The organism is Frateuria sp. (assembly GCF_035695185.1).
Classification (GTDB): domain Bacteria; phylum Pseudomonadota; class Gammaproteobacteria; order Xanthomonadales; family Rhodanobacteraceae; genus Frateuria_A.
Genome location: NZ_DASSES010000028.1, coordinates 1 through 20,760, shown reverse-complemented (window position 1 = coordinate 20,760; position 20,760 = coordinate 1). Strand labels below are relative to the sequence as shown.

The 20,760-nt window shown below is 65.3% G+C and carries 26 protein-coding genes and 4 pseudogenes; 10 read left to right on the top strand and 20 right to left on the bottom strand.

From position 1 onward, the window contains the following. Together VFH59_RS02050 and VFH59_RS02045 are read left to right on the top strand one after the other, a co-directional pair. Window positions 1–216 (top strand): hypothetical protein (locus VFH59_RS02050; RefSeq protein ID WP_325163222.1); only part of this gene is annotated, 216 nt, incomplete at its 5' end. 68 nt (window positions 217–284) lie between these two features. Beyond that, a pseudogene (locus tag VFH59_RS02045) lies at window positions 285–1,024 on the top strand (IS630 family transposase); the annotation flags it as partial. 4 nt (window positions 1,025–1,028) lie between these two features. On the opposite strand, the gene VFH59_RS02040 reads toward VFH59_RS02045, so the two are convergent. The 3 genes from VFH59_RS02040 to VFH59_RS02030 all read right to left on the bottom strand — a co-directional run bounded on the left by VFH59_RS02040 (window position 1,029) and on the right by VFH59_RS02030 (window position 3,752). After that, window positions 1,029–1,556 (bottom strand): DUF2147 domain-containing protein, encoded by a 528-nt coding sequence (locus VFH59_RS02040; RefSeq protein WP_325163221.1) that lies wholly within the window; start codon window positions 1,554–1,556, stop codon window positions 1,029–1,031. A gap of 200 nt (window positions 1,557–1,756) precedes the next feature. Continuing rightward, complete coding sequence (locus VFH59_RS02035; RefSeq protein WP_325163220.1) at window positions 1,757–3,046, bottom strand: divalent metal cation transporter; 1,290 nt, start codon at window positions 3,044–3,046, stop codon at window positions 1,757–1,759. Between the two features lie 289 nt (window positions 3,047–3,335). Next, the gene (locus tag VFH59_RS02030) at window positions 3,336–3,752 is read right to left on the bottom strand and encodes a response regulator (RefSeq protein WP_325163219.1); all 417 of its coding nucleotides are present in this window, start codon (window positions 3,750–3,752) and stop codon (window positions 3,336–3,338) included. Between the two features lie 135 nt (window positions 3,753–3,887). On the opposite strand from VFH59_RS02030, the gene VFH59_RS02025 reads away from it, so the two are divergent. After that, window positions 3,888–5,108 (top strand): histidine kinase dimerization/phosphoacceptor domain -containing protein, encoded by a 1,221-nt coding sequence (locus VFH59_RS02025; RefSeq protein WP_325163223.1) that lies wholly within the window; start codon window positions 3,888–3,890, stop codon window positions 5,106–5,108. A gap of 66 nt (window positions 5,109–5,174) precedes the next feature. Here the strand turns inward: VFH59_RS02025 and VFH59_RS02020 are convergent, their stop codons facing one another. Continuing rightward, window positions 5,175–5,771 (bottom strand): exopolysaccharide biosynthesis protein, encoded by a 597-nt coding sequence (locus VFH59_RS02020; protein WP_325163218.1) that lies wholly within the window; start codon window positions 5,769–5,771, stop codon window positions 5,175–5,177. A gap of 200 nt (window positions 5,772–5,971) precedes the next feature. Here VFH59_RS02020 and VFH59_RS02015 point away from each other — a divergent pair, with 200 nt between their 5' ends. The 3 genes from VFH59_RS02015 to VFH59_RS02005 all read left to right on the top strand — a co-directional run bounded on the left by VFH59_RS02015 (window position 5,972) and on the right by VFH59_RS02005 (window position 7,328). After that, on the top strand, window positions 5,972–6,340 hold the full coding sequence (locus VFH59_RS02015) for a hypothetical protein (protein ID WP_325163217.1): 369 nt from the start codon (window positions 5,972–5,974) through the stop codon (window positions 6,338–6,340). Between the two features lie 96 nt (window positions 6,341–6,436). Beyond that, complete coding sequence (locus VFH59_RS02010) at window positions 6,437–6,847, top strand: hypothetical protein (protein ID WP_325163216.1); 411 nt, start codon at window positions 6,437–6,439, stop codon at window positions 6,845–6,847. Window positions 6,848–6,905: 58 nt separating this feature from the next. After that, window positions 6,906–7,328, top strand: coding sequence for a hypothetical protein (locus VFH59_RS02005; RefSeq protein ID WP_325163215.1), 423 nt, complete (start codon window positions 6,906–6,908; stop codon window positions 7,326–7,328). Window positions 7,329–7,456: 128 nt separating this feature from the next. Here VFH59_RS02005 and VFH59_RS02000 read toward each other — a convergent pair whose 3' ends face one another. The 5 genes and pseudogenes from VFH59_RS02000 to VFH59_RS01980 form a co-directional block, all read right to left on the bottom strand. After that, window positions 7,457–7,864: an NADH:ubiquinone oxidoreductase subunit NDUFA12 gene (locus VFH59_RS02000; RefSeq protein ID WP_325163214.1), complete on the bottom strand. Its 408-nt coding sequence runs from the start codon at window positions 7,862–7,864 to the stop codon at window positions 7,457–7,459. A gap of 340 nt (window positions 7,865–8,204) precedes the next feature. Further along, window positions 8,205–8,609: a DUF1488 family protein gene (locus VFH59_RS01995; RefSeq protein WP_325163213.1), complete on the bottom strand. Its 405-nt coding sequence runs from the start codon at window positions 8,607–8,609 to the stop codon at window positions 8,205–8,207. Between the two features lie 270 nt (window positions 8,610–8,879). After that, a pseudogene (locus VFH59_RS01990) lies at window positions 8,880–9,032 on the bottom strand (ISKra4 family transposase); the annotation flags it as partial. 180 nt (window positions 9,033–9,212) lie between these two features. Next, window positions 9,213–10,295, bottom strand: coding sequence for a fatty acid desaturase family protein (locus tag VFH59_RS01985; protein WP_325163212.1), 1,083 nt, complete (start codon window positions 10,293–10,295; stop codon window positions 9,213–9,215). Continuing rightward, window positions 10,288–10,629, bottom strand: coding sequence for a hypothetical protein (locus VFH59_RS01980; RefSeq protein WP_325163211.1), 342 nt, complete (start codon window positions 10,627–10,629; stop codon window positions 10,288–10,290). Before VFH59_RS01980 ends, VFH59_RS01985 begins: the two co-directional genes overlap by 8 nt. Before the next feature lie 564 nt (window positions 10,630–11,193). On the opposite strand from VFH59_RS01980, the gene VFH59_RS01975 reads away from it, so the two are divergent. After that, window positions 11,194–11,391, top strand: coding sequence for a CsbD family protein (locus VFH59_RS01975; RefSeq protein WP_325163210.1), 198 nt, complete (start codon window positions 11,194–11,196; stop codon window positions 11,389–11,391). Between the two features lie 233 nt (window positions 11,392–11,624). On the opposite strand, the gene VFH59_RS01970 is transcribed toward VFH59_RS01975, so the two are convergent. Further along, window positions 11,625–11,834, bottom strand: a complete 210-nt coding sequence (locus VFH59_RS01970) for a hypothetical protein (RefSeq protein ID WP_325163209.1) — start codon at window positions 11,832–11,834, stop codon at window positions 11,625–11,627. A 104-nt stretch (window positions 11,835–11,938) separates the two neighbouring features. Between VFH59_RS01970 and VFH59_RS01965 the strand changes: the two genes are divergently transcribed. Continuing rightward, on the top strand, window positions 11,939–12,328 hold the full coding sequence (locus VFH59_RS01965; RefSeq protein ID WP_325163208.1) for a PRC-barrel domain-containing protein: 390 nt from the start codon (window positions 11,939–11,941) through the stop codon (window positions 12,326–12,328). 443 nt (window positions 12,329–12,771) lie between these two features. Here VFH59_RS01965 and VFH59_RS01955 read toward each other — a convergent pair. The 4 genes and pseudogenes from VFH59_RS01955 to VFH59_RS01945 all read right to left on the bottom strand — a co-directional run. Continuing rightward, window positions 12,772–12,999: pseudogene (locus tag VFH59_RS01955) on the bottom strand (transposase); the annotation flags it as partial. After that, window positions 12,915–13,199, bottom strand: a complete 285-nt coding sequence (locus tag VFH59_RS18480) for an IS3 family transposase (RefSeq protein WP_414655840.1) — start codon at window positions 13,197–13,199, stop codon at window positions 12,915–12,917. The gene VFH59_RS18480 and the pseudogene VFH59_RS01955, both read right to left, overlap by 85 nt. Window positions 13,200–13,248: 49 nt before the next feature. Beyond that, window positions 13,249–13,581, bottom strand: coding sequence for a transposase (locus VFH59_RS01950; protein ID WP_325163207.1), 333 nt, complete (start codon window positions 13,579–13,581; stop codon window positions 13,249–13,251). Between the two features lie 210 nt (window positions 13,582–13,791). Further along, window positions 13,792–15,135 (bottom strand): IS1380 family transposase, encoded by a 1,344-nt coding sequence (locus VFH59_RS01945; RefSeq protein ID WP_325163206.1) that lies wholly within the window; start codon window positions 15,133–15,135, stop codon window positions 13,792–13,794. Window positions 15,136–15,483: 348 nt separating this feature from the next. On the opposite strand from VFH59_RS01945, the gene lpxD reads away from it, so the two are divergent. Further along, window positions 15,484–16,545, top strand: a complete 1,062-nt coding sequence (gene lpxD / locus VFH59_RS01940) for a UDP-3-O-(3-hydroxymyristoyl)glucosamine N-acyltransferase (protein ID WP_325163205.1) — start codon at window positions 15,484–15,486, stop codon at window positions 16,543–16,545. A 5-nt stretch (window positions 16,546–16,550) separates the two neighbouring features. Here the strand turns inward: lpxD and VFH59_RS01935 are convergent, their stop codons facing one another. The 5 genes from VFH59_RS01935 to VFH59_RS01915 all read right to left on the bottom strand — a co-directional run bounded on the left by VFH59_RS01935 (window position 16,551) and on the right by VFH59_RS01915 (window position 18,664). After that, the gene (locus VFH59_RS01935) at window positions 16,551–17,036 is read right to left on the bottom strand and encodes a transposase (RefSeq protein WP_325163204.1); all 486 of its coding nucleotides are present in this window, start codon (window positions 17,034–17,036) and stop codon (window positions 16,551–16,553) included. 90 nt (window positions 17,037–17,126) lie between these two features. Further along, window positions 17,127–17,429, bottom strand: a complete 303-nt coding sequence (locus tag VFH59_RS01930) for a HigA family addiction module antitoxin (protein WP_325163203.1) — start codon at window positions 17,427–17,429, stop codon at window positions 17,127–17,129. A 7-nt stretch (window positions 17,430–17,436) separates the two neighbouring features. Beyond that, window positions 17,437–17,718, bottom strand: coding sequence for a type II toxin-antitoxin system RelE/ParE family toxin (locus VFH59_RS01925; RefSeq protein ID WP_325163202.1), 282 nt, complete (start codon window positions 17,716–17,718; stop codon window positions 17,437–17,439). A gap of 115 nt (window positions 17,719–17,833) precedes the next feature. Next, a complete protein-coding gene (locus tag VFH59_RS01920; protein WP_325163201.1) occupies window positions 17,834–17,998 on the bottom strand; it encodes a DUF86 domain-containing protein in 165 nt (54 codons plus the stop codon). A 186-nt stretch (window positions 17,999–18,184) separates the two neighbouring features. Further along, window positions 18,185–18,664: a nucleotidyltransferase family protein gene (locus VFH59_RS01915; RefSeq protein ID WP_325163200.1), complete on the bottom strand. Its 480-nt coding sequence runs from the start codon at window positions 18,662–18,664 to the stop codon at window positions 18,185–18,187. Between the two features lie 660 nt (window positions 18,665–19,324). Here VFH59_RS01915 and VFH59_RS18475 point away from each other — a divergent pair. After that, window positions 19,325–19,453, top strand: a pseudogene (locus VFH59_RS18475) (helix-turn-helix domain-containing protein); the annotation flags it as partial. 83 nt (window positions 19,454–19,536) lie between these two features. On the opposite strand, the gene VFH59_RS01910 reads toward VFH59_RS18475, so the two are convergent. Then, window positions 19,537–20,760 (bottom strand): tyrosine-type recombinase/integrase (locus VFH59_RS01910; RefSeq protein ID WP_325163199.1); only part of this gene is annotated, 1,224 nt, incomplete at its 5' end.

The window sequence follows — 20,760 nt, the reverse complement described above, 5'->3', positions numbered from 1 at the left end:
CATGGCGTACTGCCTGCCGCCCTCCTCGTGCGGCCGGATCGCCCAGCCGGCGCCGCGCGGCTGCAGGTGTCTGCCGTCAGCACCGTTGGCTGCTGTGAGGGGAGGACGAAGCGCGAACCGCCCCGGACGGGTGCCGGCCTTCTGGGCTATGTCGATCTCGGCCACATCGACCTGATGGTGCAGGAGGGGTTTTATACCAGTCGCCCTTTGGGCTGACTCGAATGTGAGTTGGAGCGGCTCGGAGCGGTTCGATTCGCTGCGGCGAGAGGCAAGAGGCGGCAGCGATGACCGTGGCGATCACTCGGACTGACCTGGATTCGCAGGGCTTGCGGCTTGCGGCGGCGCGCACCCAGGACGCGGCGGCGGCTCGGCGGATGTTGGCGCTTGCCCTGGTGCTGGGGGGCCATACTCGGGCCGATGCGGCGCGCGCGGCAGGCATGGACCGACAGACACTGCGGGACTGGGTGCATCGCTACAACGCAGAGGGTCTGGAAGGGCTGAAGAACCGGCCGGAGCGCGGCGCACCGCCACGCAAGCTGACAGCAGAGCAGGAAGGGGTGGTAGCGGAGTGGGTTCGCCGTGGTCCGACGCTGGAGGAACATGGGGTCATCCGCTGGGGTTTGGTCGATCTGGGCGACCAAATCACTCAGCGGTTCGGTGTGCAGCTGCACGAGCGCAGCGTGGGCAAAGTGATGGCACGCTTGAACTTCTCCCGCGTGTCGGTGCGCCCGCGGCATCCTGAACAGGATGCCGCGGCCCAGGAGGCGCACAAAAAAATTTCGCCGCATTGGTCGCCGCGACGATTCCCGAACACGCCCGCGGCAAGCCGATCGAACTCTGGTGGCAAGACGAAGCGCGCATCGGCCAGCAAGGCAGCCTGACCTACATTTGGGCGGACAAAGGCAGCCGTCCACGGGCGCCACGCGATCAACGTTACCATGGGGCCTATCTGTTCGGCGCCGTGTGTCCCGCTCGGGGCGTCGGGGCAGCACTGGTGCTGCCGACCATCAACACCGAGGCGATGTTGTTCAACACCACCCTTCCGATGTGCCGTGTGGAACCCGGTGCAGAGTCTTGGTCTCGCCGAAGAGTCGGATCCCCCGATAAATGCGCGCGACCAGCAAGTCGGGTGATCTGAGTTCCGCTGAGACGTTGTATGTTTTTCCGTCATCCGGATTGTAAAACCAGCCGCCTTCCCAGCGGTCAGGGCCGGTGGAATGCAGTCCCCAAAGGATGGTCAGACCGCACAGCCGCCGCGGCCGCAGCGTCGGATCGGGGTTATTCTTGTCACGGTCCAGCTGACCCTGAGGATCGCGCGGGATTTGCAGCCATAGGATCCGGCCACATAACAGATTGCTGCAGTCGAAGATCTGAACGGCCACCTTCGAGTCCATGAGCCACACGCCTTGCGGAACGGAGGCCCAGGCCATGCTTTGCAGAACGGCCAGAGAAATCACGCCGGCGACGATCAGAGTGGCACAGACGATCTGACGTGCTGAGTGCAGCCAAACGAGATCCCTCATCCTGTTCGACCAGGGAAAAGTGCGAGCGGACATCCCCAACGTCTCCTCAATGCCGGCCTCCGCGAGAGCCAGGGTCGCTTGGCTATTTTCGAAAGCGACCTGCCGGAGATGGCAGCGTGTGCTCCGGATCCTAACAGGCTGGAAGTTCTCGATCGCGCCGCCGTTCCTGGTATCGAGACAGGCATCAATGATCGTACGCGGGGAAATCGGCACCCGGGGTGCGCCGTGTGGAATCACAAAACCAGAAGCCCGATGGTGGCGAGGAGCATAACGGCTGTGGCCAGCCATCCGACGATTTGCATGGCTGGACCCAGGATAAGCGTGCCCATGATGCGCGGGTTGGTCGCGATCAGTAGCATCGTCGCCATAAGGGGGGCGGCCAGAACTCCGTTCAGGACCGCGCTCCAGTAGAGCGCCTTAATCGGATCGATGCCGATAAAGTTCAGACTAAGGCCAATCAGCGTGGCGAGGGTAATGATGGTGTAGAACGCTCGAGCATCCTTCAGCTTATGGTCGAGACCTTCGATCCAGTCGAAGCATTCGCACACTGCATAGGCGGCCGACCCGGCCAGCACCGGCACCGCCAACAGGCCGGTTCCGATGACGCCGCAGGCGAACACTGCAAAGGTGAAGACGCCGGCGATCGGTCGCAGCGCCTCGGCCGCCTGCGACGAGCTCTGGATGTCGGTAATCCCGCTGGCGTGGAGCGTGGCCGCAGTCGCGATGATGATAAACAGCGAGATCAGGTTCGAGTAGCCCATGCCAACCCAGGTGTCGGTGGTCATGCGTGCCAGTTCGGAGCCGGATTGGGAGGGTGTAACATAGAGCGGCTTCACTGTACGGCGCAGTTGCTCCTCCACCTCCTGTGACGCCTGCCAGAAAAATAGGTAGGGGCTGATCGTGGTGCCGAGAAGGGCAACCAATGCGGTTGCATGGGGAGCGTCGAGCACGATCGTCGGCAGGAAAGTGCGGGTGAGCGCCTCGCGCCAAGGGACGGCAACGGCAAATAACACGGCGACATAAGCGAACAGCGATAGCGTCAGCCATTTCAAGACTGTGGCATACTGGCGATAGCTGAGAAATGCCTCCAGCAGCACGCATAGGACAGCGAACCCGACGATGTAGGGTATCTCCGACCCACCGATGATGAGTTGCAGCGCCGCGCCCATGGCCCCGAGGTCGGCGCCGAGATTGACGACGTTGGCAATGAGCAGAAGCAGTACCACGCCCTGCAGCAACCACCTTGGATAGTGCCGGCGCAAGTTCTGGGCGATGCCGCGTCCGGTAACGCACCCGATGCGCCCGCTGATTGCCTGTGTGACGGCCATCAGCGGGTAGCTGAAGAGCATCACCCACGCGAGGCCATAACCGAACTGCGCACCGACCTGACTGTAGGTCGCAATGCCGCTCGGATCGTCGTCGGCTGCTCCGGTGATGAGGCCGGGCCCGAGCACCTTCAATATGCTTTGGGATGCAAGAAGCTGCGACGCAGCTTCGACCTTCACATCAGCGTCAGCAGTCATGTCAATCCTGAGGCAACAGGTAGTTTACCACGTTATCCGACTTGGCCGCCAAGCGAATGCACAATGTGTTAGCGCGAGATAGCGGCCCGTCGGGACCGCTCCCCATCGCGTGAAGGATGTCCATTCCCGCCGCCAACCGGGGTTCCTGAGGCACGATTGGCTGTGCACTTCCGCAGCATCCGCATGAATCGGATGCACGAGACAGCCCGCGCACAGCTCCACGGCAACTCGCCGAGCGTGACGCCGGCGGCCGGGATGGGCATAGCCCTGAGGCAGGGAGACGTGGACGTTAAATCACGGCTCCGAGCCGCCGGAACTCGCGCGGAAAGGTGCCTGCCGTGGGCCTATTGGCAGCCAGATCGCTTACGATACGCAGCGCGGCAATGAGGCTGCTGGCCGAGTAGGGCTTGGTCAGACACCCCTCGCCTTCAGCCCCGCTCAACACCGGATATTCCGGATTTCCGGTCACATAGAGCACGCCAAACGCGCCGCGCCGTCGCAAAGCCTCAGCAACCTTGGTGCCATTCCCCCCGTTCGAGAGACACACGTCGATCAAGCCGAGGTCAGGCCGAAGACGCTCCCCAAGTTCAATAGCGTCCGCAACGGTGCCGGCGATCCCGCACACGTCGTAGCCGGCTTCAAGCAGGATTTCCTCCAGGCAGTCGGCAATCATGAAATCATTTTCTACAATCAATACACTAATCATCGATTTTCCGATCGAACACTGGGTCGTTGATTCCGTCCGCCGTCAGCATCATATTCGGTTTTAAGCCTCGGGCGAAAGTCTATCCTGCCTCGCGTGTCGACGAATGGCGATTCCATAAATGGGGTGGTGGCCGAAATGGCAAGCCGACGGCTCGACCGGGACGTGGAACGGCTCCTGCGCCAGCAGGCCGCTCTGGCCGCGTTCGGGAGCTATGCCTTCCGCGAACCGGTGCTCCAGAACATCCTCACTGAGGCTGCGCGGGTCTGCGCTGACGGCCTGGCGGTCCCGTTCTGCAAGATTTGCCGCTATCGCAAGGCCGAAAACGACCTCCTCATCGAGGCGGGCCATGGCTGGCAGGCGGGCGTGGTGGGACTGGTGGTGTCGCAGGCCGACGAAACCTCGCCGCAGGGCCGTGCCTATATCACTGGGCTTCCGGTCATCATCCCGAATCTGGAGCAGGCCAACGACGTGGTACCGCCGGCCTTCTACGGTCGGCACGGTATCGTTTCCACGGTGGACGTGATCATCCGGAGTCTCGACGGCGAGCCGTACGGTGTGCTCGAGATCGACAACCCCACACAGCATACCTACGACCAGCATGACGTGGACTTCCTCACCGGATTCGCGAATGTGCTGGCCGAGGCGGTCGCCACGGTGACGCGCAACGAGCTACTGCGCGTGACGACGGCGAAGATGGCCGTGTTGGTGGCCGAGAAGGACCGGCTGCTCGCGGAACGGGCCATGCTGGCGCAGGAGTTGCACCATCGCGTCCGCAACAACCTCCAGTTCGTCCGGAGCATGCTGACGAGTCATCTCCAGCACGCATCGGGAGAAGCGGAACGGGCGTCGGTCGGCGCAATGATCCGGCGCGTCACCACGCTTGGGCAGGTGTACGAGCAACTGCTCGGTTCCGGTCCCGCCCGCACCGTCGATCTCGGTGCGTATCTCCAGTCGCTTTGCGAGAACCTGCCGTCGCTTCAGGAACGGGCCATCCAGGAGATAAAGCTGACCTGTACCACTGAGACGGTACCAGCGGATCTCGACACGGTGACGGCGCTCGGCATGGCGGTCGCGGAACTGGTGTCCAACAGCTACACGCATGCGTTTCCCGATCGGCGCGGCACCATCCGTGTCTCGTTACTCCGGTCCAGGCCGACCGGCGAGGCGGTGCTGACCGTCGCAGACGATGGCGCGGGCTTCGTCGAGAAGCCTGGCAGCAAGCGGCACGGCGTCGGCCTGGTCCGCCGACTGGTGCAGCAGGTGCGTGGCACCGCCGAGTTGTACTCGGAGAATGGCGCCGCCTGGACGCTCCGCTTTCCGGTGCTGGCGGTGGACCCGATGCCACAGGTCGTCTGATTCTTCCCTGCCCTGCCGCTCGCGGGTTTTTGATGCTGCAGCGACGGTGCGGTGCGATTGGCGGCTCTACGTCAGGCACCGCAAACTCCAGCCGGTCACACTTGCGGCCTGCCAGATGCCCGTGGCGATAAGCGCAATCAACAATAGCGCCGCCATCAGGGCAGCGCAGAGCAGTGCCCCATCCTCCTCCAGGTAGGCGAAGGAAATCAGGACTATCAGCAGCGCCGGCGGGAAGTTGCTCAGAGGAACAGGAGCCAGCAAGCCCATGCCCAGCAGCAGGACAACGCCGCCAACCACCCGCTTCGTCGCCTCGAACGGCGTGGGCCAGCGTGGCTCGACAAACTTCTCCAGGTACCGCAGTACTGGCACGGCCCGATGCACTACGCCTGCAAGCCGCCATGTGGGGAACGGGCGGCCGGCGACGCGGCGTGGGAAAGTGGGGCCGGGGCGCGCCAGGATCATCTGCAAGGCGGGTGCGGCCAGGAGCACGCCGACGAAAGCCGATGCCCCCGGCACAAGGCCAAGGAGGCCGAGGATCAGCAGAACGATGCCGAAGGAGCGCTCGCCCAACCTGCCCATGAGCCAGTTCAGCGTGACGCACTCGGCGGGCACCTCTGCCAGCAACTCGTTCAGCACCATGGACGTGGGCAGGCGCGCGCTCATATCTTCGGAGCATACACGCCCCGAATCGGGATGAGGTCCATAATGTGACGCCCGACATCGCTTGCGCGATGTTGGCACTCACCGCGAGCGGACATTTTACCGTTGACACGATGTAATCCGCGCGCGGGCCGCCCACCTGAATTCTGCGACGTGACGTGTCGGATCGAGTGGGACGATGTTTCCCACGAGGGGTCACATCCATGAAAATGTCGATGCAAGTGCCGCCTTGGATCAAACCGGGATTTTGGGGTGCCGTGGTCGGTGCCGCCGCCCTCGCGGTCGTCGGCTTCGGACAACTGGGCTGGCGCACGGCGGGTTCCGCACAGCAATCGGCCCAGGAACAAGCAGATGCTGCCGTGGTGGCGGCGCTGGTGCCCGCCTGCGTGGCTAAGGCGCAGCAGGACACAGATGCGATGAAACTTGTGAAGCTGCGCAAAGAAGAATCGTCCTACACGCGCCGCAGCATGGTTTCTGACGACGGGTGGGCCACCATGCCGGGCGCCACCGCTCCCAACCCGGCACTCGCAGACGCATGCTCGCAGATTCTTGCGCCAGAGAAGGCCATGTAGAGTTCAGGAACCTGCCGGTGGTCGGCTTCCGGTCAGGGTCGGCGCGTGCGTTGAGGCATAAGCCGGCCGCGGGTTCACCTGGCGGAGGTAAATGACATGTCGGCAGCGGAAATCTTCTCGCTCAGCAGCTCGAACCTGAACCCATTCCTGTTTTCCGAGGTCGGCATCGAGGCCAGCGGACAGAGGCTGAACGTCGTCTCGCTGCTGGCGCGCCAGGGCGAGGATCCATGGCGAGAGGCCGAGCGGCTTGCCGCCATGCCGGTGGAAGCCGCCGTCGAATGTCTGGGGCGAGCAATCGCCACAATGCCTGGCAGTCATTGGTCGCTTCCAGCGGCCACCGTCATCGCCGGCCGCTTGATTGCTATACTGCCGGCCAAGGTGACTGCCGGCGCGACGCTCGGGCCGGACCGGCACGTCGGCTGGTTCACGCAGCCCTGGATCACTGTAGCCGTCGGGCTGGCGCTGATGTTAGGCTTCTTCGCCTTTCGTTCCTGGCTCGCCTTTTGACGACGGCGTGACGCCTGCCGGCCGCCATTGCCGCGTATGAATCAGAAGGAGCACCGTCATGGACACGGCCGCGAAGCTGCGACAGCTGGAAGAGGCCTACAACGACGCGAAGCAATCAGCGGTTCGCGATGCGCAAGCCCAGGCGGCGATCGCCCGAACCAATCGGGTCAGCGACGCCATCGGCCGCCATCTCGATCCGGCGCAGCTCCTGGCCGTGGTCGCCGCGATGCGTCGCGCCGCAGAAAAGGGCGAGCACCGCTATCTCGCGCTGCGCTTCCCGAGCGAAGTCTGCACCGACGGGGGACGAAGCATCAATTCCGCGCAGCCCGGCTGGGGCACGACGCTGCGCGGGGAAGCTGCGGATTTGTTCCATTTCTGGGAGGAACAGTTGCACCCGCTTGGCTTCGGCCTCAACGCCGAGGTGCTGGATTTCCCCGGTGGCAAGCCGGGCGACATCGGCCTAACCTTCAACTGGGGATGAGAGGCTCTCAACGAGGGAGTGAGGCAGGCATTCTGCCTCGGCCTACTCCTCAGTCGTGCACCGCCGAAGGTTTTCGAAACCAGGACCGCCTCACGGCAAAACCGCCACAGAGATCAGTGTGCATCGAGTCACGATCGGCGTGCAGTCGCTAACTCGTTTGGGACGTCGACAGATCGCTGCGGGCCGCCAGGGGTCCAGCTCTCGTAGTCGCCGTCCGCCGCAGCCCGTTGGCCGCCCGAATAGTCATGGCCGGCCGGGCGATAGGCGGCCACCGTGCCTGTGGCGTTGCTCAGATGGGGCTTTTGCCAGACATAGTGCGGTGTCTGCGGCAGCGGTTCGTCAGTCGTATAGTGCAACCAGCTATGCCATTCAGCCGGAACGGACGATGCGTCCGAGGCCCCCGGGTATATCACCCAGCGACGAAGACGAACGCGATCACCGCGGGATCGGCGCTCGACGAAATACCGGTTGCCGCCAGAGTCGACGCCGATTTGCCTCCCTTTGAAATAGGTGAACAGCCTGGTCCCGATATCCATTGCCATCATTCCTTGCGCCATCACTCGTTTGCAGCCGGCTCAAACCCAATGCCGTGACTGCGCTGGCGTGGGTCACCAAGGACATTCACTGCAAGTGGCCGAGTTGGGAATCACCATGCCTCCCACCACCGCCATGCGGCGAAAGCGATGACCACAGCGGCAATCAAGCCAGGGACCACGACAGGCGGGACAAAATATTCCAGATAGCGGTGGAAGTCTGCGTTCCCCGGAATCATGGTCCAACGTGTCGAAGCATGCATCATGAGCGTTCTTCCAGGTTCGGTCGGTCAAGCGACCTCTTGCAGCGAGCGACTCGCTCAGGGCATTGCTCATGCTGCCGTCAATCCGCCACTGCGGGCGTGCCGCCGCGGCAGTTGACGACCATTCCGCAGGGCGTGGGATCACTGTGCCGCATACGTGAACGTGTTCGTTCGATCGGGACGGACGCAGCCGACGCCGAGAGAGGATCGTCGACATCGTCGGCCCAGACGCTGGTTATCCCGGTGATGCCGTCCGGACGGCTGCTGAAGATCGCGGCGGCGATATCCGCGATCCGTGTGTAGGATTGCACGAAGCTGGGCAGCAGATCGCCATCACTGAGACGCCGGCCATCGCCGAGCGATTCCAGGGCAGCGCGGGAAATCGCGCACGGTACTCCATTCCCGTCGATCTCGATCGTAAACAATATGCGCCGACCGTCCCATCGTGGCTTTACACCCAAGGCCTTCCTATTGAATATATTCATAAAACAAAATCCTTGTACTGGCTTTACCACCCCAAGTAGGGACGGCGTCCGTGGTATGTGGTATGGCACGACACCGAATCCAAGACCCTCGGCGAATCTTTACCTGGTCTCTATGGGCGCGGGCACGATCATGTCTGTCGTCTTGCGTGTCCGGCTGAGTGCCCGTTTGCGAAGTTATGGCGCGGGCAGTCACCTGCGATTGGGATGGACGAAGCGATGGAGCATAGGGCGGATAGCAGCCAGAGGAGAGCATCAGGATTCGTGGGGTGCTCACGCTGCTGCCAGCTGTGCGGGGGCGGCGTTGTCATTGGCGAGCCCGGGAGACCAGCGCTCGAAAAGGGGCCGGAGCGTGCCGTCGAGGGTGCGCGTTCGAGTCTGCAGCAGCAGGTGAGCGCCGCGCCGTGACCAGATTAATCTGCCCTTAGCGTGCAGTTTTATACAAATCGTGTGGCGACCCCGGAATGAGCCAAAGCTCATTGTCACAGCCACATACAGCTTCGCGCCTTCGGCTATGGCCAGGAAACAAGCGGAACTATCAGCCAGAGATCAATTTTGCAGTCAGGCAGTAAGCTGGGCCTCGACAAGGCGGCCGACGCTGGGCGTTCATCGAACGGTTCGAGTCTCCCCATTAAGGGGACCGAGCGGGAGCCGCCGGACGGACCACGTCCAGCGCCGCCGAGGGAAGCGGACCATGCGCCGGAGCTGCTCGTCCCACAGGGCGTAGCAGGGCGCGGTCAGCGCGTCCCGCAGCGTCAGCGTCGTGACCGCCCCGCTCGGGATCGCCGCCTCGTGGCACTCTTGCAGCCTGTAGTTCGGCACGCGGGACGACAGGTGGTGGATGTGGTGGAAGCCGATGTTGCCGGTGAACCACTGCAGCACGGCGGAAAGCTTCAAATAGGAGCTGCCCTCGAGCGACGCCTGCACCTGGCTCCAGCCCTCCTTGGGTTCCCACTGCGACGCCTCGAACCGGTGCTGCACCGTGAACAGCCACGCGCCGGCGGCCGAGCCGAGCACCGCCACCGGCAGCTGCACCAACGCGACCGCGCGCGCGCCGAGCGTCGCGACCAGAGCGCCGATCAGGCAAACGAGCCCCGCGTTGGTCCACCAGACGCTTTGCCGCTCCTGCCGCCAACCCGCTGGCGTGTCGAACGGCACGCGGTAGAGCAGCAGGAACGCGACGGGCGGCAGCACGAGCAGCATCAGCAAGGGGTGGCGCGAGGCGCGGTACAGGAGCCGCCGGCTCGCGGGCAGCGCCTCGTACTCCCGCACGGTCGCGCAGCTCGAGTAGATGTCGAGCCCCCTGTCGCGCCGGTCTAGGTTGTTGAAGCTCGCGTGGTGCTGGGCGTGCTGCCGCCGCCAGCACGTGAATGGGGTGTAGGTCAGCAGGCTGCAAAGCCGCCCGGCGGCGACGTTGGCCCACTGCGAGCGGAAGAACGATCGGTGCCCGCAGTCGTGTTGGAAGATGAACAGCCGCACCGTCATGCCCGCCGTCGGCAACGCGAGCGCGAGCGTGAGCCAGTACGAGACGCCCAGGCTGGCATACATCGCCGTCTCCAGCGCCGCGTAGGCGAGCAGGGTCGAGGCGAGTTGCCACAGGCTGCGCCCGACGCTCGGCGCCTCGTAAGGCGCGATCAGGGCCAGGATCCGCCGCCGCTCCTCGCCGGGCGCACTTGCCGCGTCACGCACCGGACAGCGCCCGCAGGTCTTGGAGCGTGACGCGCCGGTGCGCCGGGCCCTTGCCCGACGGATGAGGCTGCTGCTCCAGTGAGGGCCGCCCCGGCTGCCTGCAGGACAGCGCCGCCGCCGCCCGCTCTGCGGCCGCCATCGCCTGCATGGCCGACGGCCGCTTGCCCGCCACGAGGACGCACGAAGGGTCGCCCGCGCGGTCTGGCCTGTTACGGACGGTGAAGCGGATTTGGCCCGCCTGAGTGGACGACCGCACGCAAAGCTCAAAGCCGAGCGACTCCGTGCAGAGCGGTCGATCCGGCTTGGCCGTCCAGACTTCTTTCGGGTTCACCATGGAACTTCCTCGCAGAAGGCTTGCAGCACTGCTGTAGCGCGCCTGCCTTCTCGTGTATAAGTTGGCACTGGATGTGTCGGACAGTGTCCGATCTGAACGCGACAGGCGGCCTTCGCCAGCTTCTCTCGGACAGAACGCCGCCCTCAAGCCCGGCGCCTGCGGCGCCCCGCTTCGCGGCTGCGGGGCTTGACCGCGGCGCTGTGCCGCGAGCAGGGCGTCGATGCCGTCAACGTCAAAGTCTGCCCGGCGCGACCGCCCTGATTGCGAAAGTGTCGCACAATGTCTGTCGTGTCTAATCCAAGCTTTTGCACTTCTCGCCCAGAAGGGTCGGAAACTACCTACGCCCGGCGGCGCCACTCTGCATTCGACCTCACCAACCCGGACCAGTTCGAGAAGATGGCAGCCGACTGACCGATTACCTCTTCACAAAACCGGAGCAAGTCCAACCGCCGCAAGGCACCGCGCCCGAGTGATCTTGGTCAAGGCGGAGAGCTGCGCGGCACCTAGCATTCGCACCTGCAGGGACAATGTCTCTCGCACAACGAATAGGCAGCCGTTCTATCTGTGGAAATTTTGGAGGCAGTACAGTGGACAAGGACCGGGTCGGCAAAACAAATCAAGGGCTCAATCATGGAGGCGGTCGGCAAAGCGGCAGGTGATACCAAGCTGCAATCCGAAGGAAAGGCCGATCAGGCCGAAGGCAAGATTCAGAATGCCGTCGGCGGTCTCAAAGACACAGTCAGAGACGCAGTAAAGAAATAGTACCAGAGCCGACGGCCTCGTTCGTCGCGACCGCCGGCTCGATAGCCTTTCGGCTTCACGCGGAGATCGGCCGCCCGGGTGCTCCGTGCAAGGCGGGAGGCTGGTGAGCGAGCGCGTGATGCAAGCGAACCGGCAGGCATCCGGCCGATAACAAACCCACCACCGCGTGCGGCGACGCCTGGATGTGACGAATACTCGCCAAAGCGGGCGGCAGGAGAAAGGACACAGTCATGTCAGCTACCACGAAGCCCAAAGTTGCCGAACACCACGTCCAGTCCGCAGAGCATCATGAAAAAGCCGCACAGCATCATCGTGAGGCTGCGAAGCACTACGAAGCGGGATCGGTTGAAAAGGCCGCGCATCACGCGGTCGTGGCACAGGGCCACCATCTGCACGCCGAGCGTCACGCTGAGGAGGCCGCGAAACAGCATGCCGAACAGCACGGGGGCAGCGCAAAGAAGTGACCCAGTTGCCGAAGAGCTGCGCCGGCAGTATCCTTCCAGCAATGGGCGGCGGCAGTGCGCACTGGACCGACAAAGGGATGACCATGAGCAAGATCGTCTTTCTCACTGGTGCAGCGATCGTCGGGGCGGCCATGCTGGCCCCACCTGTGCTTGCCCAGGGCACGCCCCAGACCATCACCCTGATGAAGGTGGACCCGCAAACGCTCGCCACTGGATTGCGGGTCTCCAAGGTGCTCGGCGCCACGGTGGTGAACGAGGCAAACGAAAAGGTCGGCACGATCGACGACCTGATCGTGACCCCCAAGCAGAATGTGCCTTACGCCGTGCTGTCGGTCGGCGGGTTTCTTGGGATGGGCACGAGGCTGGTGGTCGTGCCCTACGACACAATGAAGGTCGGCGACAAGAACATGGTCCTGCCGGGTGCCACGAAGGATTCCTTGAAGATGCTTCCCGAATTCAATTACGCCAAGTAGCGGCGCCAGGCTGGGCCGGCGAGTTGGCCAGCTCCGCTTGCCGCTTCCGGGGCTGAACTCGCTTGGCCATGGGCTTGCCCCACCTGATAAGGTCGAGCGTACGTCAACATGATTAATGTGGCTACTGGACTTCCCCGGATTGTGTGAACACCTGGTTGGGGGGTGATCAGGTTGCAGTCAGCTCCATCTGCTCTGGGGTGATGTAGCCAATTGCTGAATGGAGGCGCTGGCGGCTGTACCAGCCCTCGAGGAAGGCAAACACGTCGCGGCGCGCTTAGGCGTGGGTTGCGTAGTCGGCATCGTCGGCGAGTTCGGCCTTGAGGGTCTTGAAGAAGCTTTCCATCGGCGCGTTGTCGAAGGGATCACCCTTGCGGCTCATGGAGCAGTGCGCGCCGATGCTGGCGAGTGCCGCCCGGTAGGCCGCGGCAGCGTATTGGGCGGATTCAAGTGGTCGTCGCAACACTGGCGTGGATCGAACGCAGCACCTCGTCAAGCGCCTCGGCGGGTGTTCGCCAGCGCAGCGACTTGCGAGGCCTTGCATTCAGCGCCGCTGCGACTGCCTCGAGGTCTTCGTCGGTATGCACACTCAGGTCGGTGCCCTTCGGGAAGTACTGCCGCAGCAGCCCGTTCGTGTTTTCGTTCGTGCCCCGGTGCCGTGCCGGCGCATGAGGTCCGCGACCCGGTGCCGCCCGGCCCGGACCCCCTCGGCGCGCAAGGCAGCGTGCACACGTGGGCTGCCGTAGCGGCCGCGGCTGCAGTGGTGGACGCGGCGAATCTCGCCCGGCAACGCGCGGTTCGCGGCGGCCCGGCGGCTCTCCGGCGCCCGCGCCAAGCGTAGTAGCCTGCTGGCGAGACCTTGAGCACCTCGCACATGACCCGCACCGGGAAGACTTGGCGGGATTCGTCGATGAAGCGGAACCTCATTTCGTGGGCCCCGAGAAGATGCCGATAGCCTTCTTTAAAATGTCGCGCTCCATCTGCATGCGCTCCAGCTCGCGACGCAGGCGGTGGATCTCGGCTTGATCAGCCGTCACGGTCGGCACCGTAGGCGCGTTGCCATTGAGGACGGAGGCAACTGGGCGCGCCGATTGCACCCCTGATGGACGCAACTTGCGCCGCCAGGTCCGCAACACCGACTGCTCGATGCCGAGTTCCTGGGCGATCTGCGACAGCGGCCGGCCGCTGCTCTCCAACAGCGCTATCGTCTCGGCCTTGAACTCGTCGGTGAAGGTCCGTCTCGTCTTGCTGGTCATCGGGACATCTCGCTCCACCTGAGCTTAGCAGCGGTGTCCACCGAATGAGGGGAGGTCTAGCCTGTCCTATTCACGAGGTCTGTCCGGTTTGTTGCTGCGCGACGTAGGACGCGCGTCAGCGCGGCAGCGGAACTGCCGCGAGGTGATGTCGGATTGTCGGCGCTGGAGGGTTGCTGTTGGTCGGGCTCGGTGGGGCATCTGCCCCGGCCTTCACGGCCCGGCAGGCAACAGGGCTGCCGCGAGACCGCGGATGAGCGGCGCCTCGGGACAGGCCGCGGTGAAGGCGATGCGCACGCGGCTGGCGGTTTCGCTGACGCGGGCGCCGAGCTTGAGCAGGCGCAGCCGCAGGGTGGCGAACTCGGCGGTCGCGAGGGCATGGGTGCGGGGAATGACATCGCGCAGCGTGAGCATCAGCCAGTAGGCGGCGGTGTGCAGGATCAGGCGGATCTGGTTGGCTAACGGCGCTCGGCATGAGGTGCGGTCGGAGGCGAGTTGGGCCTTGTGCATCTTGATCAGGTTCTCCGCCTGTCCGCGTGCGCAATACAGGCTGTCGTAGATCCACCCGGCATTGCCATGCGTGAGGCTGGTGACCACGAAGCGGATGTCCAGGCCGAGGGAAGTGGCCTCGATGCGGGCACAGACGCGGCGGGGCTGCGCCCAGGAGCGGGCGGCGTAGCGCGTCTCGGCATAGCCGCGCAGGACGGCGGCCTGGCCCTCGGCGCGGCGGGTGCGGATGTCGTCTGCCGCGGCCTCCACTGCCGCGTGCAGCACGGCGTTGCCGGACAGGCCGAAGACGTAGTCGATGCCCTCCTGCTCGCACCAGGCCATCACCTCCGGGCGGCCGTAGTGGCCGTCGCCGCGGATGGTCAGGCGGGTGGCGGGCCAGTGCCGCCGGATCCGCCGCACCAGGCGCCGCAGGTGGCCGCGGATCTCCTTGCCCGACGGCGTCTTGCCGGGACGCAGCAGCACCGCCACCGGCCGCGCGGTGGCGGTGTCGTAGACGTGGATCGGCAGGAAGCAGCGTTCGCCGTAATGGCCGTTGAACAGCGACAGTTGCTGGTGGCCGTGCACCACGTCGCAGGTGTCGTCGATGTCGAGCGTCACCGCGGCGGGCGGCCGCGCGTAGCTGGCGCAGTAGAGATCGACCATCACCCGCATCAGGCGGATCACCTCGCGCAAGGAGGGGGCGTTTTCCCACCGCGACATCGTCGGCTGCGACGGGAGATCCGCCTGCGTCTCCGGCAGGCGGCCGCAGGCGAGCTTGAGGGCGGGATCGGCGCGCAGGTGGTCCAGGTCGTCGGCGTCCTCGTAGCCGCAGGCGATCGCCAGCATGCGCGCCCGCAGGATGTCGGCCAGCGGATGGATCACCCGTGTCGGGTCACGCGGATCGCGGATCACCGCCGCCAGGCGCGCGGCGATGTCGAGCCGCCGTTCCGCCTGCCCCAGCAGGACGGCGCCGCCGTCCGAAGTGAGGCGGCCGCCATCGAAGGCGGCGGTGACCTTCTTGCGGCGGACGGCTGGCAGCGTGAACGGCAGCATCGTATCGTCGTGCATGGCGGGTGTGGCGCGGCCTGGGCGTGTGCGGTTTGGTCTCGACACCCAGATCCGTAAACACAATCAGCAGCTTACGCTACACCCGCCAGCCACTCCCGGCTCCGCGGTGAATAAGGCAGGCTAGTCCAGCCGCACAGCGCCCTCGGCTACCGACCACCCGCACCGGAAGCCTGGCGCCAGCCGCCGCAAATGGGTCAGGCCCGGTGGGCTCCACGCAGCTTCGTGTCCCGACTGTCCACTAAAATCCTGCCTGAACGCTTGGTAGGGGCTGGTCATGAACTTAGCGCCAGTTCATCGTCAGGCGGGTGAGATATCGCGGAATTTAGGGCATGCCAAACAAAGAATACCATGGATATTAACCCTATTGGCGACCCGCGCTTCTACGCACGAAGTGGCCCATTTAACATCTGCGATGTGGCCCGCGTGGCTGGCGGCAGCGCGGCCGAGTCGGGGCTAATGCTGACCGGAGTCGCGGCTTTGGATGTCGCTGGCCCGCTTGAGGTCAGCTTCCTGCATGACGGGCGCTATGCGGCCGCTTTGGCTACCACCCGCGCCGGCGCGGTCGTCGTGCACCCCGACATGGCCGGCCAGGTCCCCCACACTGCCGTCGCTATCCTAGCTCCGGCCACCTATGAAGGCTGGGCGCGGGTCGCCGGCATGTTCCACCCGGTGCCTCCGGCCAACCCTGGCATCCACGGGTCGTCCCTGGTATCGCCAGACGCCACGGTTGACCCCTTGGCCGAGGTTGGTCCGTTCTGTTGCATCGAAGCCGGCGCCAACATCGGGCCGGGCTGCCGCATCGGCCCCTACACCAGCATCGGCCGGGGCGTGCAGATAGGCTCGGACTGCCGCATCGGCGCGCATGTCAGTATCAGCCACGCGCTGCTGGGCGCGCGCGTGATCCTGCACCCCGGGGTGCGGATCGGGCAGGAAGGGTTCAGCTTCGCCCACACCAAGACCGGCTTTCTCACCATCCCGCAGCTGGGCCTGGTGCTGCTGGAGGACGATGTGGAGATCGGCGCCAACTCGACAGTTGACCGTGGGTCCATGCAGAACACGGTGATCGGCGCCGGGACGCGAATCGATAACTTAGTGCAGATCGGGCACAACGTCCGCGTGGGCCGCTGCTGCGTGATCGTGGCGCAGGTGGGCATCTCTGGTTCCACGGTGCTCGAGGACTACGTTCAGGTCGGCGGCCAGGCGGCCTTCACGGGCCATGTCCGCATCGGCCGTGGCGCGCAGGTGGGGGCCCAGGCCGGCGTTATCGGCAACATCGCACCCGGTGCCATCGTCCTCGGGTCGCCTGCGCAGCCCCGCCACGACTTCTTCCGGCAAGTGGCCACGCTGAAGCGACTGGCGCAGTCCTCCCGCACCAAGTGCGCAACAGATGAACGCTCGCTGCACGCATAGCCAACTTATTGATTCGGCCCGGGCGATCTTGAATTAGGCGGCGTAGCGGAAGGTCTTGTGGCCAGAAAGAAGCTGCGCACGCGGTTGGGCGATTTTGACAGGCCGCGCATGTGCCCGAGGACGGCACGCTTGAGCTGCGCCTTGCTGCGGGCCGGCTCCTTGCGGGTCACCGTCTGCTTCAGGTCACCGTTGATGCCCTCATTAGGGTTCAGCTCCGGGCTGTAGCCGGGCAGGTAGAACACTTCGATCTCGGCCTCCCGTCCAGCCAGCCAGGCGCGGAGCTTGGCGGAGCGGTGGACTGGCATGCCTCGTGCGTCGCCCGGATCATGCTCCGGATCGGCAGCGAAAGGCGTCGCCAGCCGTTCTGCGGGTTGACCAAACCCCATCCGCCGATGCCGCCGCGGTGTCGGCATGCGGGCGAGCCGATCGAGCGCCTGCCAGTCATCTTCCACGTAGTCCGGCACCGCCTTCTCGCCGATCGCATGGCGCATGTAGCGCGACGATCTGGATGAGGCAATACGCCAACCATCCTGATTGTCGCCGCGCAGGCGCAGGCGGCCCGATGTACCCGGAGCGAGCTGCTATGCCGCCCGCGGCCGCACCTCTTCCGCGATGCGCGCGGCACTCACGGCGCGCGTCTGCGACAGGTCGAATGCCGTCTGCAGGTTCAGCCAGAACTCCGGCGTGGTCCCGAAATACCGGCTGAGCCGCAGGGCGGTATCCGGCGTGACGGCTCGCGGATCTTCGCGCGCGATGATGGCCGTGATGCGGTTCGGCGGGACGTGCAGGTCGCGCGCCAGCGCGTTCGCGCTCAGGCCGAGCGGCACCATGAACTCCTCGCGGAGCACCTCGCCGGGATGGGTCGTGATCCGATCGGTGTACATGCCGTCCTCAATGGTAGTCGGTGATCTCGACATCCGCCGGCCCGGCCTCCGTCCAGCAGAAGCACACCCGCCACTGGTCGTTGATCCGGATGCTATGCTGCCCGGCGCCGTCGCCCCGCAACGCCTCCAGCCGGTTCGCGGGCGGGATGCGCAGGTCGTTCAGGACGGCCGCGGCATTCAGCATGTCCAGCTTTCGCAGCGCCACTTTCGCGACGTTCGTCCAGCGCTTGTTGCGGTCGGTCCGATAGAGCGCCTCCGTGTCCGCATCCCGAAAGGACTGGATAGTCATGACGAAAGACGTACTACGTTATACGTACTACATCAAGGCCGATTCCGGCCAACAGCAGCCGATGTACCGGCCGGTGTCTGGTCTCTCCTGATGCCTCGGGATGGGGCGCATGGGGTCAGGACCCGTCGAGCTCGCTCCTGACGGCCGCGAGCAGCGCGGGCAGGTCGTCCCGGATGGTCGGTTGCAGGCGGGGCAGTTCCAGGCTGAAATACTGGTGCGACACGATGTCGCGCAGCCCCGCCCAGCCGCGCCAGTCCACCGTCGGATGCCGCGCCAGCAACTCGGACAGGCAACAGCTTCACCGCCCCGCCGATCTCGGCAAGTGCATTCTTCAGCGCCGGGTAGGTTCGCCGGTCGGCCATCGGCAGCGCCGCGAAGGCAGCGTCGTCCAGCCCGGCCGCGAAGGCCAGTGCATCCTCGGCGGCGTCCCGGATGTCCTCCAGCCGCTCGCGCGTGCCGCGCCGTCTCACCACACCCGTACCGCCTCACGGTCGGCCGCCTCCCGCACGGCTGGGCGCAGGGCGCTGCGCTCCACCAGGTCGGCGGGCGCCTGCAGCAGGTCGGACAGCTCCGCCCGCAGCGAGGCCAGGCCGACCAGCGACAGCGTCGTGGCGGGATCGAACGCGGCCATCAGGTCCACGTCGCTGTCGGCGCGCGCCTCGCCCCGGGCGACGGAGCCGAACACCCAGAGCGTGGCGAGGCCGCGCTGCTGGAGAGGCTCGGCATGGGCGCGCAGCACCCGCAGGATGGTCGCGAGGTCGGGCGCCCTGCCCTGCTCGGCCAGGAACTGCTCAACCAGACTGCCAACCAGCCCTTGGACGCTCTCACCGCGCGCCGCCGCGACGGCCTTCAGCCGGTCGCGGGTGGCCGGCGGCAGGCGCACCGAGAGGAAGGCGGGGGAGGACAAGGAGGTCGGCATCGCGGCATCCTGGTAGAATGTGCGCATGTGCACGACGTGACGGTCGGCCCGAGCACCGGAGGACATGCTGCCCGAAAGGGCCTGTTTTCGCGCCTCCGCAACGGCGCGCCGACGCGCCCCTTCCTGACCCGAGGGGTCACTTGGTCTGCCCCACATCCGTTCCGCCCACGGGCGCTACAGGACCGCTACAGACGGTGCGACAGCACCACTACAAAGCCGATACAGCGGTTCGACAGAGCCTCTACGGAGAGCGCGACAAACCCGCGACAGCGCTGCGACGGAAGGCACGACGGATCGGGATGGCGGTGTCCGCGACCGTCGCAGGCCAGGTCGTGACGCGGCGGGGTCAGGAGGGGCCGCCAGGTGCCGGTGACGACACGTCCCCCGCTCTGAACCCAAGGGTTTTCCGTCCGCCCCCCTGACCGCCGTCCGCGGGCACGCCGATCAAGTCGTGACGGCAGGCTTGCGGGATGAGCACCAAGCCCGCGTCCCCGATGCTGTACATGCCGGCCACCGGACCGGCGCGGTGGTGCTCGTCCCGCGCCGGCGGCGCCGCGGCCGAGAAAAGTCCGGCCGTCCGTTTCGCCGGCGCGGGTCCCTTCTCCACGATCAGAAAGGACCTCGCCATGGCCACGTCGCCATCGCGCCTCGCGCCACTGCTCACCGTCCCCCGCCACCGCCGAGAAGCTCGGTCTCTCCATTCGCACCGTCCACCGCATGATCGATGCCGGCGACCTGCACGTGCACCGGATCGGGTGCAGCATCCGCATCTCGGAAGAAGACATTCAGCTGCTCCTCCTGCGGTCCCGGAAGTGACGGCACCACCTGTCACGTAATGTCCTGTTCTGTCCCCATGTTATCCCGTCCTCGTGACTACAGTGGCTCCTGAAAAGAAGATGTCAGCCCCTGCGCCATTTGCCGAATTCCCGTTGCGCCAGAGCTTGGCTGCGGCTCCGTTCCTCCCGAAACGCAGCATGGAATCGCTTGGCGGCTTCCTGCTGTCCGGCCCGGTTGTAGTGTTCTTCCACCATGTGCGCGGAGATGCCGAGGACGGCGGACGCCACGCCGGGATGGGCGGGATCGACCAGAGGCGCCGTCGTACCCAGGGCATGTCGGAACCGGTGCGGCCCGAACGCGGCGCCAAAGTGCTGCCGCGAGCAATGGCGAATGATCGCCGTTAATTTGATTCGGCTGAGTGGCTGCCCATACGCGTCTACCCAGAACCAGTCGTGGCTCTGTCCCCCCAGCAGTTCCGCGCGCTCGACGGAGACGTAATGCGCGATGGCGGCACTCAATCCCGCCGGCGCATGATATTCCAGCGGCCGGCGGGTCTTGATGTTCTCCGCCTCAAAGATCAGGCGATAGCCGGACTCGGTCTGGATCACATGCCGGCCCAGCCGCAGGCAGGCCATGGATTGGATGCGCGGCGCCCGGGCCGCCAACAAGGCCATCAGCAATCCATTGCGGTACGCGATCCGACGCTGGTCGGGGTGCGGGTTCTCCAAGGCCGCTTGCATCATGCCTTGTCCCCAGTCGTAGAGCACCTTGCTGCTGGGTACCTGGATGGCTTGCCGATCGAACGGCAGCAATGATCCGAGCCAGCGCCCGCCCGGCGATGTCAGCCAGCCGAAATCCGACTCGGGATGCAGGATTTTCAGGGCGGTGCTCAGTTCCGAAATCCGCGTGACGATGGTCGAGTTGCGACAGCCAGCATCGCGCATCGCCGAGATATATCGCTGGACATTGTCCTTGGTGACTCGGGCCGCCGGTGGCCCCGACGCCGTCAGCAGGTCCTCCGTCTGCAAGAAGATAAGCCAGCGTCGGTATCCCCGGGCGGTCGCCTCGATTGTGCGAGGTCGAAGGCGCGCGGCATGTTTCGGATCGTCCAGGAGATCGCCGGGCTGCAGTCCGGCGTGCCAAAGGGCGCGGTCGATGTCAGGCCAGCCGCGCAGGTCCCGATCGATGCCGGCAGGCAGTGCATGACGTCCACCCCGCCCGACGCGGCACGGCAGCCGGGAAACATCCCCCACCACCGGCACCCAGGAGAAATTCATCTGCGGCTCCAGCAGGCGCAGGGCGCCGCGCAGTTGCGCAATGCGCGCCGCGATGCCGGGGTTGGCGAT